The sequence below is a fragment of the Frateuria soli genome (assembly GCF_021117385.1).
Classification (GTDB): domain Bacteria; phylum Pseudomonadota; class Gammaproteobacteria; order Xanthomonadales; family Rhodanobacteraceae; genus Frateuria_A; species Frateuria_A soli.
In genome coordinates this window covers 2,330,895-2,347,670 of record NZ_CP088252.1, presented here as the reverse complement: position 1 = coordinate 2,347,670, position 16,776 = coordinate 2,330,895, and the positions used below count along the sequence as shown (strand labels likewise).

General features: G+C 70.3%; 15 protein-coding genes and 1 riboswitch. Of the genes, 7 read left to right on the top strand and 8 right to left on the bottom strand.

The annotated features are described in order from the left end of the window. Positions 1-103: 103 nt before the first annotated feature. From LQ771_RS10785 to LQ771_RS10775, 3 genes are all read right to left on the bottom strand, one after another. Entirely contained in the window at positions 104-988 is an 885-nt protein-coding gene (locus LQ771_RS10785; protein WP_231349414.1) for an EamA family transporter, read from the bottom strand. A 155-nt stretch (positions 989-1,143) separates the two neighbouring features. Further along, positions 1,144-2,091: an oxygenase MpaB family protein gene (locus LQ771_RS10780; RefSeq protein ID WP_231349413.1), complete on the bottom strand. Its 948-nt coding sequence runs from the start codon at positions 2,089-2,091 to the stop codon at positions 1,144-1,146. Between the two features lie 61 nt (positions 2,092-2,152). Beyond that, positions 2,153-2,308 (bottom strand): hypothetical protein, encoded by a 156-nt coding sequence (locus tag LQ771_RS10775; RefSeq protein WP_231349408.1) that lies wholly within the window; start codon positions 2,306-2,308, stop codon positions 2,153-2,155. Positions 2,309-2,555: 247 nt separating this feature from the next. On the opposite strand from LQ771_RS10775, the gene LQ771_RS10770 reads away from it, so the two are divergent. Both LQ771_RS10770 and LQ771_RS10765 read left to right on the top strand, forming a co-directional pair. Then, the gene (locus LQ771_RS10770) at positions 2,556-3,038 is read left to right on the top strand and encodes a metallophosphoesterase family protein (RefSeq protein ID WP_231351896.1); all 483 of its coding nucleotides are present in this window, start codon (positions 2,556-2,558) and stop codon (positions 3,036-3,038) included. A gap of 280 nt (positions 3,039-3,318) precedes the next feature. Continuing rightward, positions 3,319-4,593 carry a M20 family metallopeptidase gene (locus LQ771_RS10765; RefSeq protein WP_231349407.1) on the top strand — a complete coding sequence of 425 codons (1,275 nt, stop codon included), beginning with the start codon at positions 3,319-3,321 and terminating at the stop codon, positions 4,591-4,593. A gap of 151 nt (positions 4,594-4,744) precedes the next feature. Here LQ771_RS10765 and pnuC read toward each other — a convergent pair whose 3' ends face one another. The 3 genes from pnuC to LQ771_RS10750 all read right to left on the bottom strand — a co-directional run bounded on the left by pnuC (position 4,745) and on the right by LQ771_RS10750 (position 8,907). Continuing rightward, positions 4,745-5,329, bottom strand: a complete 585-nt coding sequence (gene pnuC / locus LQ771_RS10760) for a nicotinamide riboside transporter PnuC (RefSeq protein WP_231349400.1) — start codon at positions 5,327-5,329, stop codon at positions 4,745-4,747. Continuing rightward, positions 5,329-7,491 (bottom strand): TonB-dependent siderophore receptor, encoded by a 2,163-nt coding sequence (locus tag LQ771_RS10755; RefSeq protein ID WP_231349398.1) that lies wholly within the window; start codon positions 7,489-7,491, stop codon positions 5,329-5,331. The genes pnuC and LQ771_RS10755 overlap by 1 nt, the downstream gene beginning before the upstream one ends. Positions 7,492-7,552: 61 nt before the next feature. Further along, positions 7,553-7,650: riboswitch (TPP riboswitch) on the bottom strand. 123 nt (positions 7,651-7,773) lie between these two features. Continuing rightward, on the bottom strand, positions 7,774-8,907 hold the full coding sequence (locus LQ771_RS10750) for a phosphotransferase enzyme family protein (RefSeq protein ID WP_231349397.1): 1,134 nt from the start codon (positions 8,905-8,907) through the stop codon (positions 7,774-7,776). A gap of 144 nt (positions 8,908-9,051) precedes the next feature. On the opposite strand from LQ771_RS10750, the gene LQ771_RS10745 reads away from it, so the two are divergent. Continuing rightward, positions 9,052-9,951: an AEC family transporter gene (locus LQ771_RS10745; protein WP_231349396.1), complete on the top strand. Its 900-nt coding sequence runs from the start codon at positions 9,052-9,054 to the stop codon at positions 9,949-9,951. A 34-nt stretch (positions 9,952-9,985) separates the two neighbouring features. Next, on the top strand, positions 9,986-10,390 hold the full coding sequence (locus tag LQ771_RS10740; protein WP_231349394.1) for an RNA-binding S4 domain-containing protein: 405 nt from the start codon (positions 9,986-9,988) through the stop codon (positions 10,388-10,390). Positions 10,391-10,451: 61 nt separating this feature from the next. Here the strand turns inward: LQ771_RS10740 and LQ771_RS10735 are convergent, their stop codons facing one another. Next, on the bottom strand, positions 10,452-10,925 hold the full coding sequence (locus LQ771_RS10735) for an Lrp/AsnC family transcriptional regulator (protein ID WP_231349393.1): 474 nt from the start codon (positions 10,923-10,925) through the stop codon (positions 10,452-10,454). 96 nt (positions 10,926-11,021) lie between these two features. On the opposite strand from LQ771_RS10735, the gene LQ771_RS10730 reads away from it, so the two are divergent. Further along, positions 11,022-12,218, top strand: a complete 1,197-nt coding sequence (locus LQ771_RS10730) for a trans-sulfuration enzyme family protein (RefSeq protein ID WP_231349392.1) — start codon at positions 11,022-11,024, stop codon at positions 12,216-12,218. A 46-nt stretch (positions 12,219-12,264) separates the two neighbouring features. Here the strand turns inward: LQ771_RS10730 and mutS are convergent, their stop codons facing one another. Further along, entirely contained in the window at positions 12,265-14,868 is a 2,604-nt protein-coding gene (gene mutS, locus LQ771_RS10725) for a DNA mismatch repair protein MutS (RefSeq protein WP_231349391.1), read from the bottom strand. Between the two features lie 221 nt (positions 14,869-15,089). On the opposite strand from mutS, the gene LQ771_RS10720 reads away from it, so the two are divergent. Together LQ771_RS10720 and recA are read left to right on the top strand one after the other, a co-directional pair. Then, a complete protein-coding gene (locus LQ771_RS10720) occupies positions 15,090-15,590 on the top strand; it encodes a CinA family protein (RefSeq protein ID WP_484494520.1) in 501 nt (166 codons plus the stop codon). 127 nt (positions 15,591-15,717) lie between these two features. After that, positions 15,718-16,752 carry a recombinase RecA gene (gene recA, locus LQ771_RS10715; RefSeq protein ID WP_231349389.1) on the top strand — a complete coding sequence of 345 codons (1,035 nt, stop codon included), beginning with the start codon at positions 15,718-15,720 and terminating at the stop codon, positions 16,750-16,752. Positions 16,753-16,776: the final 24 nt, after the last annotated feature.

Sequence of the window (16,776 nt, the reverse complement as noted above, 5' to 3'; positions counted from 1 at the left end):
TTGGGAAGAGCCCGCCGGACGGCGGGCTCTTCCCTGGCTTCGAGGCGTAGAGATACCGCCCTGTGCCCTGGCGTGACACGCATGCCCGGGTGCGCCGCGAAACTCAGTTGACCAGCGGCTCCGACGCCGTGACGGGCCGCTGCACGCTGGCGGCCGTGCCGGCCGCAGCCACGATGATCGCCACGATCGCCGCCCATTGCATGAGACTCAGCTGCTGGCCCAGCAGCGCCGCGCCAGCCATCGCCGCGATCGCCGGTTCCAGGCTCAACAGCGTGCTGAACGTGCGCGCTGGCAACCGGGTCAGCGCGACCATCTCCAGCGAGTACGGCAGCGCCGAGCTGAGCAGTGCGACGCCGAGCGCGTACGGCAGCAGGGATGGCGACAGCAGCGCCACGCCTGCATGTGCGGCGCCGAACGGAATCACCAGCAGGGCGCCGATCGAGATGCCCAGCGTGACCGCATCCCCGCCATGAGTCGCGCCGACCTTTTTCCCCAGCACGATGTACAGCGCCCAGCCCACGCCGGCGGCCAGCGCGTACATCACCCCGCCCGGATCGAGCGCCCCGACCTGCGTGTGCAGCGGCAGCAGCAGGACCAGCCCGGCGATCACCAGCGCGATCCAGACGAAGTCCAGCGGCCGGCGCGATCCGAACAGCGCCAGCGCCAGCGGCCCGGTGAACTCCAGCGCGACCGCGATACCCAGGGGGATCGTGCGCAGCGACATGTAGAACACCAGGTTCATCGCGCCGATCGCAAGCCCGTAGCCCCACAGCGCGCGCCAGTCGCGACCGCTGCCCGCCCGCCGCCACGGCCGCCGCCACAGCAACATGACCAGCGCACTCAGCCCCAGCCGGTAGGCGGTCGCCCCCTGCGCGCCCACCTGCGGGAACAAGTGCTTGGCGAGCGATGCGCCACACTGGTACGAGACCATGCTGACCAGCAGCATGAGGACGGCGAGCGCGACCGGGGCGGCGGAACGGGATGACATGCGGATCACCGGGGAAGGGCGGTTCACCCATGATGCGCGCCGGCACGGCCAAAAACCCACCGCCCGGACTGCTGCATCCGTCGGTTGCTGACAACGTACCGGCAGCATGGACGGAGCCGGCGCCCGCACACGGCTGTCCGGTGCGTTGGCGCGCGCTAGCTCTGCCGGAAGGCGGACACAGGCCAGCGGCGCATCGCCTCGGGCGCCACGCCCATCCGCCGACACGAGCGGCTGACCACCCCGCTCTCCTTCAGCGCGGCGCGGAAGGCCGGTGCCATCGACCACAGCAACCGCGCGGCCAGGCGCGCGTTCTGGCGCTGGCGGGGCGTGTGGCGCAGCAGGTCGCTCGCCCACGCGGGCAGCAGCATGATGCCGGCGTTGAGGAAGATGTCGCGGGAAAGGCCGGCGAACGGCACGGGAAGGCGGACGCCGGCGAGGATGCGCAGGACCTCGCGGGAGCGGTCGGTATAGGCCAGGCGCGGCTGTATCGCGGTGAAGTAGTCCGCCACCTCGCCCTCCGAGGCGGGCACGTCGCGCGCACCGAGCGCCTCGGCGACGCGGCGCGCTTCGTCGTAGTAGCGATCGGCGATGGCGCGTGGCACCGCATGATGGGCAAAGCGACGGTAGCCGGCGAGGAAACTGTGCGCCTCGGTGACGTGCACCCAGGTCAGCAGGGAGGGATCGTCCGCCGAGTAGGGCGTGCCGTCTTCGTCCGTGCCGCGCACGAAGCCATGGATCCGGCGCACATGCTCGATCAGGCCTTCGGCCGCCGCGCGGGGCGCGTACGTCGTGGCCCCGACGAACGTGGTGGTGCGGCGCAGGCGCCCGACCAGGTCACCGCGGAAGTTCGAGTGGTCCCACACGCCGGCCAGCGCCAGCGGATGCAGCGTCTGCATCATCAGTGCGGCCAGTCCGCCGGCGAGCATGCCGGTGAAGTCGGCATGGATGCGCCAGGTCACGCTGTCCGGACCGAACAAGCCCGGATCGCCGTGCGGATGGTCGTAGTCCAGCGTGCCGTCGGGATCGCGCGGGAACGCGTCCAGCACCCAGCGGCGGATCGGCTCATGCGCGGCGCGGTGAAGCAGGTGCAGGGGCGAGGCCATGGGCGCAAGTATAGGTACGCACCCGTTATGCAAGCCTCGCCGGCCAGGGCTTCGCCCGGTTTCAGCCTTCCGCGTTGGCGATCGTTGCAGCATGCGCCTGGCTGGCTGCGGCCAGGGCGGTGGGTGTCGGCAGGACCAGCATTGCGCTCATCACGGCCAGGCAAAGCAGCATGCAGACGGCGAACAAGCTCTGCAGCAGGATGGTTTCGAATTTCATGACGGTTCTCCGCGTGGTTGAAGGAAGCTTTCGCGGATGAGATGGCACAACGCGTGCCAACGTTTAAACGCGAGGCGCCATGCGGTCTGCGCGGCATCGTCCGTGCCTGCGATGGCCGTCCGCGGACACCGCGGCCGCGCGTCCGGACAGTCGCGGACGGACACGGGTCGCCGGCAGTCCACGCGGACGCTGACGGTACGGTCGCGCCGGGTGCACTAACGTGAGCGCCTTACCGTCCACGAAGGCCATGCGGGAGGTGACCGGCACGATGCTCCGCGTGGGCCTGATTTCCGACACCCACGGCCTGCTGCGCCCGGCGGCAGTGGACTTCCTGCGTGGATGCCAGCGCATCGTCCATGCAGGTGACATCGGCGACCCCGTGATCCTGGAGGCGCTGATGGCCATCGCCCCGTTGACCGTCGTACGCGGCAACAACGACCGCGACGGGGCACTCGCCCGCTTGCCGGAAACGGCAACGCTCGAAGTGGGCCGGGTGCGGCTGTACGTGTTGCATGACCTCAAGGAGCTGGCGATCGATCCGCCCGCGGAAGGCATCCACGTGGTGGTTTCGGGGCATTCGCACAAACCGCTGGTCGAGGAACGCGCAGGCGTGCTCTACGTCAATCCCGGCAGCGCCGGGCGGCGGCGGTTCAAGCTGCCGATCGGCGTGGGCGAGCTGCTCATCGACGGGCACGAGGTGACGCCCCGGATCGTGGAACTGGCTGGCTAGGCGAGGCCTGTCGAACCGGGCCGCGTCGCGAGGGATCCCGCGACGCGGCCGCCGCGGGTCCCCGCGCGCTTCACCCGTCCTTGCCGGCGCATGCGCATGATGCCGGCAAGCGGCACGAGGGCTTCTTGCCGGGCTTGTGTTGCCAGGTCCAGGCTGGCCGTTCGCGCTTGCGTCGCAACGGATTCCGCGCCAGGCGTCGCGGGTGCCGGCGCCTGGATGGCATCGCACCAGCACGGTAGCGCCGGCCCTGCCTCAGCGCTCTCTCAATGGACCCATTCCCATGACCATCGCGCAGACCGACGCCACCGGCACCCGGCTGGGCGACCTCCAGGGCCTGCTTCCGGCATTGGAGAAGCTTTACACCGACATCCACGCTCACCCCGAACTGTCGATGCAGGAAACCCGCACCGCCGCGCTGGCGGCCGACCACCTGCGCGCCGCTGGCTACGAGGTGACGGCCGGCGTCGGCAAGACCGGGGTGGTCGGCCTGCTGCGCAATGGCGAGGGACCGACGGTGATGCTGCGCGCCGACATGGACGCGTTGCCGGTGAAAGAGGCGACCGGCGTGCCGTACGCGAGCAAGGTCGAGGCCGTCGACCGCGAAGGCCGCAGCGTGCCGGTCATGCATGCCTGTGGCCATGACATGCACGTCACCTGGCTGGTCGGTGCCGCCACGCTGATGGCGCAGGCCCGCGCGCAGTGGAAGGGAACGCTGATGGCGGTGTTCCAGCCGGGCGAGGAAACCGCCGAGGGCGCCCGCGCGATGATCGACGACGGGTTGTTCGAGCGCTTTCCCAGACCGGACGTCGTGCTCGGGCAACACGTGATGGTCGGCCCGGCAGGTGCGGTCGCGGGGCGCACCGGCGTCATCACCTCGGCGGCCGACAGCCTGGAGATCCGCCTGTTCGGGCGCGGCGCGCATGGTTCGATGCCGCAGGCGAGCATCGACCCGGTGGTGATGGCGGCGGCGACCGTGCTCCGGCTGCAGACCATCGTCTCGCGCGAACTGGCGCCGACCGAGGTGGCAGTCATCACCGTCGGTTCGCTGCAGGCCGGCACCAAGGCAAACGTGATTCCCGACGAGGCCGTCATCAAGCTCAACGTGCGCACTTTCGACGAAGGCGTGCGCACGCGCGTGCTGGATGCCATCACGCGCATCGCCAACGCCGAGGCGGCCGCATCGGGTGCCCCCAGGCCACCGCAGATCACGCCGCTGGACCGCTATGCCCTGGTGAACAACGATGCGGAGGCGGCGCAGCGCGTGGTCCAGGCGTTCCGCGCGTTCTTTGCGCCGGAGCGGGTGCGCCAGACCGGCCCGACCTCGGCCAGCGAAGACTTCGGCTCGTTCGGTGCCGAGTGGCATGTGCCCTCGGTGTTCTGGTTCGTCGGCGGCACCGATCCGGACACCTATGCGAAAGCCAGGGCCGCCAACCGCCTGAACGAGATTCCGACCAACCACAACCCGCGCTTCCTGCCGGTCATCCATCCCACCCTGGAAACAGGCGTGCAGGCGTTGGTGGTGGCTGCGCGCGCTTGGCTGGCACCCGTGGCCTGAGCCACGGGCAAGCCGGCGGGGTCGCCGATCCGGCGATGCACACCCGGCGCGGGTGCCCGACCCTGGCTGGCATCGCAGGCGGCACGGACCTGGCCTGCCGGAGAACCGGACGCGCCGGATCACGGCCACCCGCTGCCCGGGCAGCGGGCGCTCAGCCGATCGCGGGATGGGCGCCGGGCACGGACTGGCACGCGCGGCGCCAGTCGCGCAGGCCGATCGCGGCCAGCACCACGAAACCGGCGTAGAGCACCGCGGTGATGCGCAGATCCTTGTAGAGGTACTCGCCCACGTAGATCACGTCGACCGCGATCCACAGCCACCACGCGGCGATGTGGCGCCGGCCCTGCCACCACTGCGCGACGAGGCTGAAGGCGGTGAGAGCGGCGTCCAGCCACGGCAGCGCGGCGTCGGTCCAGCGGTGCATGGCGTAGCCGAGCGCGAGCGCGCCAGCCAGGCCGAGCGCCAGGTGGCCGACGAACTGGCGTGGCGGGAGCGATGCGACCTGCACGCGACCGTCGCTGCCCAGGTGCTTCAGCCAGCGCAGCCAGCCATACACGATCAGCACGGCGAATGCGCCCTGCAGGAGGGCGTCGGAATAGAGCCGGGCGTCGATGAAGATCACGCTGTAGACCGCGACCGACGCGAGGCCCACCGGCCAGCACCATGGACGGCGCCGCGCGGAAAGCCAGACGGCCCACGCACTCAGTACCGCGCCGATGAGTTCGATCGCATCCATCAGAACGCGTAGCTCACGGACAACCGGGCCAGGCGTGGCGCGCCCGGAAACAGGTAGCTGTCACCGAAGGCGCTGCCGGTGTCACGCCAGTAGAAGCGGTCGAACAGGTTGTCGATCGACAGCCGGGCGGTGAGCGCATGGCCGCCCGGCGTGGCGGTGTAGCGCACGCCCGCATCGAACACGTCGTAGGCCGGGACGCGCACGCGGCCGTCGGGCGTGGCCACGTTCGGCGAAGCGTGGCGCCAGCCACCGAGCAGGCTCAGCTGCGGCGCGAACGGCAGGCGATAGTCGGCGTACACGGCGGTCCGCACGCGCGGCACGTTGACGACCTGGTGGCCTTCGTACGCGGGTGTGCCGGTGTCCTGCGCGCGGGCGCGGATGACGCTCGCGCTGGCAGTGAGCTCGAGGTTGTCGCCGACGCGGCCGTGCGCACCCAGTTCCAGCCCGGTATTCACCTGCTCGCCCTGCTGCACGAAGGTGAAGCCGTAGTCGGAATCGTCCGGCCGGGCGAACTGGTAGGGCTGGCGGATGCGGTACAGCGCGGCGCTGACGTCGAGCGCGCGGCCCACTGCGTACTTCATGCCGGCTTCGAGCTGGCGCGACAGCCGCGGCGCGAGCATCTGGCCGTCGTTGCTGGTCCAGTAAGGCGCTTCCTTGCCCAGCGAAAGGCCTTCGCTGTAGCTGAGGTACGTGGTGAGCGCCTCGTCCGGCTGCCACAGCACGGCCGCCTGCGGCAGCGTCCTGCCGAGGCGCGTGTCGCGCTCGGGCGCGCCGTCGCCGTCATAGGCACGCTCGTGCAGGCGCACGAAGCGGCCGCCGGCAACCAACTGCCACTGCTCGCCCAGGTGCAGCCGATCCAGCGCGAACAGCGAGCGCTGCCAGCTGGTGAGCCGTCGCACCGACGGGCCGGGCTGGTTGGGCGAGGGGGCGAAATAGGGCGGGTCGAGGTCGCTGATGTTGGCGGTGCCCACGTAGTCGTAGACATCGGCGCGCCGGTCGTTGAGGCGGCGGAACGCGCTCGCGCCGAGCGTGAGCTGGTGGCTGACGGTGCCGGTGTCCAGGTGGCCTTCGAGCGTCGCCCGCGCCTCGTCGTCGACGCGCGTGTCGTCGGGGCTGCGGTAGTCGTAGATGTCGTAGTCGCCGTTGGGCGCAAAGAAGTTGCCCGGCGCGCCGCTGGCGCAGGCCGGCGAGTAGAAGCAGCCGTAGGCGAACGCCACGTTGTCGTCGATCACGCTGCGGCTGTGCCCGGCGGCCAGGCGCAGCCGCCAGTCGTCGTTGAATGCATAGTTGAAGCGCGCGCCGGTGTTGGCCGCATGGATGCCTACCGGCTGCTGCCACGGCTCGAAGCCCAGCATGCGGGTGGGATCGGCATGGACGGGGAGCGTGTCGCCGCCGAGCAACTGGTAGCCGGAAACCGAGCGCTGCGCGCTGGCCTGGTAGTCGCTGTCCAGTTCCAGCGTGGCGTCGGGGGTGATGTGCCAGTCGGCGGCCACCGCGTAGAAGTTGCGCCGGCCGTCGGCGTGCCGGACGTAGGAGTGCACGTCCTCCCAGGCCAGGTTGGCGCGCACGCCGAAGTCCGGCGTGAGCCAGCCGCCCAGGTCCAGGGCGCCGTAGCGCGAGCCGTGCGAATCGGTGCCCAGGGTCACCTCGCGCACCTGGGCCGGACGCTTGCTGACGAAGTTGACCACGCCGCCCGGTTCCATCACGCCTGCCTGCAGTCCGGCCAGGCCCTTGAGCACTTCCACCCGCTGCTTGTCTTCCAGCGCGACCGGCTGCTCGCCGGCGATGGTGAGGTTGTTGATGCGAAGGCCGGTGGCCAGGTCCAGCGGATAGCCGCGGATGGCGATGTCCTGGTAGTAACCGACCGGTGCGTAGTTGTCGCCGAGGGAGGCATCCTCGCGCGCCAGTTCGCTCAGCGTGCGGATCTGGCGGTCGTCGATCTGCTTGCGCGTGACCAGCGTCACGGCGGCCGGCGTGTTGTGCAGCGAGGCGTTGCCGTAGGCGTCGATGGCGGTCCCGTGGCGGTCGTCGTGGACCCGGCCTTCCACGCGCACCGGCGCGAGTTCTTTCGCCTGGTTGGCGTCGGGCTGGTCGGCGGCATGCGCGGCCGGGGCCAGTGCGGCGAGAAGGGCAAGCAGCAGGGGTGTGCGGGGCAGCGTCATCGTCGGCTCGTCGGAGGGGATACGGACGAAGCGACGGGCAGTCGCAGCTCCGGACGGACGCGCGACTGCGAATCAAGCTCCCTACGCCGGTACAAGCCGGATCAGGTTCCAAGGGACTCTCTCAGCCCGGCGTTTTGCCGGGCACCCCCGCTTCAAGACCCGTATTGAAGCATGGAATGGACGTCCAACCCAAGCCGCTTGCCCTGGCATGGGCCGCGAGCCGGAGTCGGAGGGCCATCGCTGCGCGCGGCACGCTCGGCCCGGCGCGAACGGCGCCCGGGCTCAGGCAAGCGCGCGGATGGCGTCCAGCAGCGCGCGTCCCGGTGACGTGGCAAACCACGCCGCGTGTCCGCGCAGGAAGGTGTGATAGGCCACGTCGGCGTTGGCCGGCGAGCGGGTGACCGCGGCGAAGTACTCCACTTCCGACAGCGCGAAATCCACGTGCACCAGCGGCAGCAGGTCGGCCAGCAGATGGACGTCCGCGGCGGACAGCGGGCGCCGTTCGCGGTATCCGGCGATCAGCGCGCGCGCGGTGCCGGGATGCGCCGCATCGACGCGGTCGATCTCCAGCCAGGCGATCGCGTTGCGCTCGATGGCGGTGGCCAGGTCGAACAGGGCGAACGTGCGTGCCGCCAGTCCGAAGTCGAGCACGGCGGTGATGGAAGCTGCCGCGCCGGCGCCGCTCCAGCACAGGTTGGAGACGTGCCAGTCGCCGTGCGTCCACAGCCTCGGTTGCGCGGCCAGCCGCGTGTGCACGCGTGGATGGAACGGAGCGAGCGTCTCGCCGATCTCGCTGCGCCAGTCGCGCTGCCCGAGGTAGTCGGCCAATCCCCGCCGGACCGGCAACTGCGCGGCGATCGCCGCCAGCGCATCGGCGGCCTCGATGATCTCGCTGCGCGCGACCAGCAGATGGGTGTCGCGCTGCCTGGCCGCATAGCCCTCCGCGGCGCCGTGCAGGCGGGCGAGCATGGCACCGGCCGCGTGCGCGTGGGCGAGATCGGGCAAGGGCGTCCAGGAGGTGGTTTCGCGATACACGTCGATGCCGGCGGCAGGTGCGTGCACCTCGTACGTCCACTCGTCCTGCGCGACGGCGGTTCGGCCCGTCGCATCGGCCAGCACCGCCGGCACGGGAATGCCGGACGCACGCAGCCAGGCCATGTAGGCGTGTTCCTCGGCCAGCGTGTCGGGCGTGCGGAGGCGGTGGTGATGGCGCTTGACGAACACCCTGCGATCGCCGGTGTCGACCAGTGCCGCGGCCGAAAGCGGGCGCGGGCTGTGCCACACGATCGCACCGGTGGAACGGACCGACGGGTAGCGGGCCAGTAGCGCAGCCACCTCCGTGGCGGCCAGCGGGGGCCAGTCAGGAGGGACATCGTCGGCGGTCAGGCCGTGCACGCGGTGGCCGGTATCGTTCATGCCGCCATTATCGCGTCGCGGCGACCGCGAGGTGGGGCTCGCTCCTTCCGGCGCGTCGATGCTGGCGAGCCGGAGCTTGTCCGCGTTCCGCGCGCGCCGCGTCGCTTCCGTCATGCTATGCATCCTTTCCACCCGGCCTGTTCGATGAGCGCATTGCTGTTGCTGTTCACCTGCCTGGTGCTGGGTGCCCTGGTGGCGCGCCTGGCGCGACCACCGGCAGGCCTCGCCGCGGGTCTCAACTGGTGGGTGATCAACGTGGCGCTGCCGGCGCTGGTACTGGAGCTGATCCCCCGCCTGCGCTTCGATCCGCAACTGTGGTTTCCCATCGCCGCGATGTGGCTGACGTTCGGCGGCGCATGGCTGCTGTTTGGCCTGCTGGGGCCGCGCCTGGGCTGGTCGCGCGGACGCACCGGCGCGCTGATCCTGGTCTGCGGGCTGGGCAATACCTCGTTCATGGGCTACCCGCTGATGCAGGCGCTGTACGGCCAGCCGGGGCTGACGCTGGCCGTGGTGGCCGACCAGCTCGGTGCGTTCCCGGTGCTGGCCTCGGCCGGCATCGTGGTGGCCAGCCTGTACGCCGGCCGGGCGCCGGAACCGGCGATGATCGCGCGACGCATCCTGACCTTCCCCGCGTTCCTGGCGTTGCTGGCCGGCATCGCGGTGGGGGTGCTCGGTGGCTGGCCGCCGGCCATCGAAGGCATGTTCGCGCCGCTGGGGGCGACGCTGACGCCGCTGGCACTGTTCTCCGTCGGCCTGCAGTTCCGCTTCCATCCGGGCGAGCGCCAGCTTGCCGCGGCGGGCCTCGGCCTGGGCTGGAAACTCCTGCTGGCGCCGCTGGCGTGCTGGCTGCTGGGCAGGCTGGCCGGGGTGGACGGGCTGGTGCTGACGGTCGGCGTGCTGCAGGCGGCGATGGCACCGATGGTCTCGGCCACCATCCTGGCCGACGAGTACGGGCTGGATCCGCCGCTGGCCAACACTATCCTTGGCGCCGGCATCGTGCTGTCGCTGCTGAGCGTGCCGCTCGGCGGCGCATTGCTCGGGTGATGCGGGCTCCTTGCGCCCTGCCGATAATGGCCTCATGAATTCGACGAATCCCGCCGTGGATGTACGCGCCGACGTCTGGCTGTGGGCCGCGCGCTTCTTCAAGACCCGCAGCCTCGCCAAGCAGGCGATCGAGGGCGGCAAGGTGGACGTCAACGGCGGCCACTGCAGCAAGCCGGCCAAGCCGCTGCACGTGGGCGACCGCCTGCAGATCACCCGTGGCGAGGAGCGTTTCGAGCTGATCGTGCTGGCGCTGTCCGACCGGCGCGGTCCGGCGCCCGTGGCGCAGGCACTCTATCGCGAGACCGAGCAGAGCCTCGCGGCGCGGGAGGCGGCGCGGGCGCAGCGCAGGCTGGGCGCGGCCGGGTTGCTGCGTCCGCCGTCGCGACCGGACAAGCGTTCGCGGCGGCAGATCCAGCAATTCAAGGACCACCAGGACTGAACCCGCCGGCGACGAGGGCGCGAAGCCGGACGGCGCGATCGCCGGTCTTGCCGTGCACCGCTCAATCGGCGGCCGCGCGGTAGACCGGAAGGTCGACGTTGCGCCGGAAGCTGAAGATCAGGCTGGTCTCGATGTGCGCCACCTCCGTCCGCGTGGTGAACGCGTCCAGGGCGAAGTCACGCAACTGGTCGCTGTCGCGCACCGCCACGTGCAGCAGGTAATCGTTCGCGCCGGCCACGTGGTAGAACGCCAGCACCTCGCGCAGCGTCGACAGGTAGCGGCCGAAGCCGTCCAGGTCGGCCCGCGCGTGGCGCGCCAGGCGCACGCTGATCATCGCCTGCAGGCCGATGCCCAGCGCCGCCGGGGCCACCTCGGCGTGGTAACCGCAGATGGCACCCTGTTCGCGCAGGCGGCGCACGCGTTCGAGCGCGGTCGATGGCGCCACGCCGACCCGTTCGGCCAGCAGCTTGTTCGGCAATCGCGCGTTCTTCCGCAATTCGCGCAGGATGGCGAAGTCGATTCGGTCAAGTTGCATGAAGCCGGGCCTCGACGAAATATAATTCGGTAGTTGATCCGTGTTGCTGCCTCTCATTCTAGCGTTGTCGCCAGTCATCGAACGGGAGGCATCGCCATGACGCATCATCGGCCGCATCCGGACACCCTGGGCGTCCACGCCGGACGCGAGGATTTCGCCGCGCTGGGTGTGCATGCGCCGCCGCTGGACCTGTCCACCACCTATCCGGTCACCGACCTGGACGAGGGGACCGCCAGTTTCGATGCGCTGGTCGGCGGCGCGGCGCGGGCAGCCAACCCGATCTACGCACGGCTGCACAACCCGACCGTGGCACGCTTCGAACAGGCGCTGGCGCAGCTCGAGGGCAGCCGCGACGCGGTCGCCTTCGCCTCAGGCATGGCGGCGATGTCGGCCTGCCTGCTGGCGGCGCGCCAGCGTGGCGGACACGTGCTTGCCGTGCGGCCGCTGTATGGCACGTCCGACCACCTGCTGGCTTCGGGCCTGCTCGGCATCGGCACGCGCTGGGTGCGGCCGGAGGAAGTCGGCAGTGCCATCGATGGCGACACCGCGATGGTGATCATCGAGACGCCGGCCAACTCGACGCTGGACCTGATCGACATCGCGGCGGTGGTGCGCGCCGCCGGAACGGTGCCGGTGCTGGTCGATTCCACCTTCGCCACGCCGGTGCTGCAGCAGCCGGTCGCGCTGGGCGCGACGCTGGTGCTGCACAGCGCCACCAAGTTCCTCGGCGGCCATGGCGACGTCATCGCGGGCGTGGTTGCCTGCGATACGGAATGGGCAGCCGCCTTGCGCCAGGTGCGTGCGGCCACCGGCGGGCTGCTGCATCCGCTGGGCGCCTACCTGCTGCATCGTGGCCTGCCGACGTTGAGCCTGCGCGTGCACAAGGCGCAGGCCAACGCCCAGGTCGTCGCCGAGCGGCTGGCCGCGCATCCGGCGGTCGCGCGCGTGTGCTACCCCGGCCTGGGCACGGTGGCGAACGCGCACCTGGCCGGGTCGCAGATGCGAGGCCCGGGCAGCCTGCTCGCGTTCGAGCTGCATGGCGGCCACGCGGCGGCGGCCGCGGTAATGGCGGCGGTGCGCCTGGCCACGCCGGCGGTCAGCCTGGGCTCGGTCGACACGCTGATCCAGCACCCCGCCGGCCTCACCCATCGCGTGGTCGACGCCCAGACCCAGGCCCGATGTGGCATCACTGCGGGCCTGCTGCGGCTGTCGGTGGGCATCGAGGATGTCGAAGACATCTGGGCCGACCTGCTGCAGGCACTCGATGCGGCGCGGGAAGCAAAGGCGGCCTGACCCCGCGGAGCATCCCCGTGGGAGTCCTGCAGGCCGGCTGCTCCGGTCAGGCGAGGGTCTTGAGCCGGTACAGCGCCTCGAGCGCCTCGCGCGGCGACATCGCGTCGGGATCGATGTCCTTGAGGGCCTGTTCGACCGCCGAGGGTTGCTCGGCGAACAGGCCCAGCTGCGGCGACGCGGCGGGTGGCGGGGCTGCGGCGGCCGGATGGCCGTGCGTGCCCCGCTCCAGCTCGGCCAGCGTGCGATGCGCGTCGGCGATCACGCTCTTCGGCAGACCGGCCAGGGCCGCCACCTGCAGGCCGAAGCTGCGGTTGGCCGGGCCTTCCTTGACCGCGTGCATGAACACCAGCTGGTCGCCCCGCTCCTTGTGGTGATGTTCGACCGCGTCCAGGTGCACGTTGGCGATCGACGGATACTCGCCGGCCAGTCCGGTCAGTTCGAAGTAGTGTGTGGCGAACAGCGTGAAGGCGCGGCTTGCGGTGGCCAGGTGCACCGCGGCCGCGCGCGCCAGCGCCAGGCCGTCGTAGGTGCTGGTGCCGCGGCCGACCTCGTCCATCAGCACCAGGCTGTGCTCGGTGGCGTTGTGCAGGATGTTGGCCGTCTCGCTCATCTCCACCATGAAGGTGGACTGCCCGCGCGAAAGATCGTCGCCGGCGCCGATGCGGGTGAAGATGCGGTCGACCGGGCCGATGCAGGCGCGCGATGCCGGCACGTAGCTGCCGATGTGGGCGAGCAGCACGATCAGCGCGTTCTGGCGCATGTAGGTGCTCTTGCCGCCCATGTTCGGGCCGGTGATCACCAGCATGCGGCGGCTGTCGGTGAGGTCCAGGTCGTTCGGCTCGAACGGCTCCTCGCGCACCTTTTCCACCACCGGGTGGCGGCCGCGCTCGATGCGGATGCCGGGGGCGTCGGTGAGGTCGGGCACGCGCCAGTCCAGCGTTTCGGCGCGCTCGGCCAGGTTGGCCAGCACGTCCAGCTCCGCGACGGCCGCGGCGGCGTCCTTGAGTGGGGCAAGGCGCTCGATCAGGCTGGCGAGCAGGTTCTCGTAGAGCGCGCGCTCGCGCATAAGCGAGCGCTCGCGTGCCGAAAGCACCTTGTCCTCGAAGGCCTTCAGTTCCTCGGTGATGTAGCGCTCGGCGTTCTTGGTGGTCTGCCGACGCGTGTAGTGCGTGGGCGCCTTGTCCGCCTGCGCGCGGGTGATCTCGATGTAGTAGCCGTGCACGCGGTTGTAGCCGACCTTGAGCGTGCTGATGCCGCTGGCGGCCTTCTCGCGTTCCTCCAGCTCCACCAGGAACTGGTCGGCATTCGTGGAGAGGCGGCGCAACTCGTCCAGTTCCGCGTCGTAGCCCTCGGCGATGACGCCGCCGTCGCGCTGCAGTACCGGTGGCTGCGGGACGATCGCGCGCTGCAGCAGCGCGATCGTGTCGGCGTGGTCGCCGATACGTGCCACCAGGCTGGCCAGCAGCGGATTCGGCGCTTCCTGATTTTCGCGATCAAGGACGATCGAACAGATGCCGGGCGCCGCGGCGAGGCCGTCGCGCAGCGTCGACAGATCCCGCGGGCGGGCCGAACACAGCGCCACCCGGGCCAGGATGCGCTCGAGGTCGCCGATGCCGCGCAGCTTTTCGCGCAACGGCTCATAGGCGCGCGCCTCGATCAGCGTGGCGATCGCCTGGTGCCGCAGGCGCAGCGTCTCGCGCGAGCGCAGCGGACGGTTGAGCCAGCGGCGCAGCAGGCGCGCACCCATCGGCGTGACGGTCTCGTCCAGCACGCCGAGCAGGGTGTGCTCGATGCGCCCGCTCGGATGCGTGTCCAGCTCCAGGTTGCGGCGGGTGGCCGCGTCCAGCGCAATGGTCTCACCGGCATTCTCCACCGCCATGCCGGTGAGGTGCGGCAGCGCGCTCTTCTGGGTTTCCTCGACGTAGCCAAGCAGGCAGCCGGCCGCGGCGATGGCCAGCGGCAGGCCGTCGACGCCGAAGCCGGACAGGTCGCGCGTGCCGAAGAAGCGGTTGAGCTCGCGCCGTGCCGCATCGAGGTCGTAATGCCACGGCGGACGCTTGCGCAGGCCGGGCAAGGTAGTGACCAGCTTCGGCCAGGCGCCGTCTTCGCCGACCAGTGTCTCGGCCGGCTGCAGGCGCGCCAGCTCCGCGGCGAGCGCCTCGGAGCCGGGCACTTCGCTGAGCAGGAAGCGACCGGAACTCAGGTCCACCCATGCCAGCCCGAACGCGCCCTGCGCGCCGGCATGGATCGACAGCAGCAGGTTGTCGCGCCGTTCTTCCAGCAGCGCCGCGTCGGTCACCGTGCCGGGCGTGACGATGCGCACCACCTTGCGTTCGACCGGCCCCTTGGACGTCGCCGGATCACCGATCTGCTCGCAGATCGCCACCGACTCCCCGAGCTTCACCAGCCGCGCCAGGTAGTTTTCCGCCGCGTGATAGGGCACGCCGGCCATCGGGATCGGCGCACCGGCCGACTGGCCGCGCTGGGTGAGCGTGATGTCGAGCAGTCGCGCCGCCTTGCGTGCGTCGTCGTAGAACAGCTCGTAGAAGTCGCCCATGCGGAAGAACAGCAGCACGTCCGGGTGCTCGGCTTTCTGCGCCAGGTACTGGCGCATGAAGGGAGTGTGCGAGGCGGAATCGTTGAGGTTCATGCAGGCAGCTATTGGACGGTCGCGGGCCGCGGTGAGCGCGCCGAAGCCCCCGAGTTTACATGCCGCATGCCGACGCCCGGACGCGCTGTTGCGCAGGGCACGGTCGCGTCCCCGGCGGGAGGTGCGCGCCTGCGCAGGGCGCGCACGCGGAGAGGTTTCTTGCCGCCACGTCCCCCAGCGGGTAGAACGGCCTTTTGCATTTCCGGAGGCCCGCTGTGCCCCTGTCCGCGCCCACCGATGCCGAACTGTCCGCCCTCGCCGCCCGGGTCGCCACGGATCTGCTGCAGCACAAGCTGATGCTGGTCACCGCCGAGTCCTGCACGGGCGGCTGGATCGCCAAGACGCTCACCGACCAGCCCGGCAGCTCCACCTGGTTCGACGCCGGCGTGGTCGTCTACAGCTACGAGGCCAAGGAGGCCCTGCTGGGCGTCAACCCGCGCACGCTCGAACACACCGGCGCGGTCAGCGAGGAGACCGTGCTGGAGATGGTTTCCGGCGCGATGGCGCGTTACGGCGCGGGCGTCGCGGTGGCGGTCACCGGCATCGCCGGTCCGTCGGGCGGCACGCCGGACAAGCCGGTCGGCACCGTCTGGATCGGATGGAAGCGCCGCGGCGGCTACGCTCATGCGCAGCTGTTCCATTTCGACGGCGACCGCGAGGCGATCCGCCGGCAAAGCGTGGCCGCCGCGCTCAACGGCGTGAGGAAAGCGCTGACGGAATGAGGCGCCCTGCGCCGGCGTCGGGGCTTGACGGCTGTGGGATAATCGAGGCCTTGGCAGATCGCAGTCCGTGAGATTCCAGCCGGGCAAGATCGCTTCCATTCCTCGCCACACCACCGGGATTCCCACGATGGACGACAACAAGCGCAAAGCGCTGGCCTCCGCCCTCGGCCAGATCGAGAAGCAGTTCGGCAAGGGCGCGGTGATGCGCCTTGGCGACCGCACCGACGACGCCATCGATACCGTCTCGACCGGCTCGCTGGGTCTGGACATCGCGCTGGGCGTCGGCGGCCTGCCGCGCGGCCGCGTGATCGAGATCTACGGTCCGGAATCCTCCGGTAAAACCACCTTGACCCTGCAGGTCATCGCCAACTGCCAGAAGAACGGCGGTACCGCCGCGTTCGTCGACGCCGAGCACGCGCTGGACCCGAGCTACGCCGAGAAGCTGGGCGTCAACGTCGCCGACCTGCTGGTCTCGCAGCCGGATACCGGCGAGCAGGCGCTGGAAATCGCCGACATGCTGGTGCGCTCCGGTGCGGTGGACGTGGTGGTGGTCGACTCGGTCGCCGCGCTCACGCCCAAGGCCGAGATCGAAGGCGAGATGGGCGATTCGCACGTCGGCCTGCACGCCCGCCTGATGAGCCAGGCGCTGCGCAAGCTCACCGCCAACATCAAGAAGTCCAACTGCCTGGTGATCTTCATCAACCAGATCCGCATGAAGATCGGCGTGATGTTCGGCAGCCCCGAGACCACCACCGGCGGCAACGCGCTGAAGTTCTACGCCTCGGTGCGCCTGGACATCCGCCGCATCGGCGCGGTCAAGAAGGGCGACGAGGTGATCGGCTCGGAAACCCGCGTGAAGGTGGTCAAGAACAAGGTCGCCCCGCCGTTCCGCCAGGCCGAGTTCGAGATCCTCTACGGCGAGGGTTCCTCGCGCGAGGGCGAGATCATCGAACTGGGCGTGAAGGAGAACCTGATCGACAAGTCCGGCGCCTGGTACAGCTACAACGGCGACCGCATCGGCCAGGGCAAGGAGAACGTGCGCCAGTTCCTGCGTGACAATCCGGCCATCGCCAACGAGATCGACCAGCAGCTGCGCGCGCGCCTGCTGGTGGGTGGCGGCAAGGCGGCCCCGGCTTCCGAAGAGGCGCTCGAAGAAGCCTGATCGCCATCGCGTCGCCAACGGAGA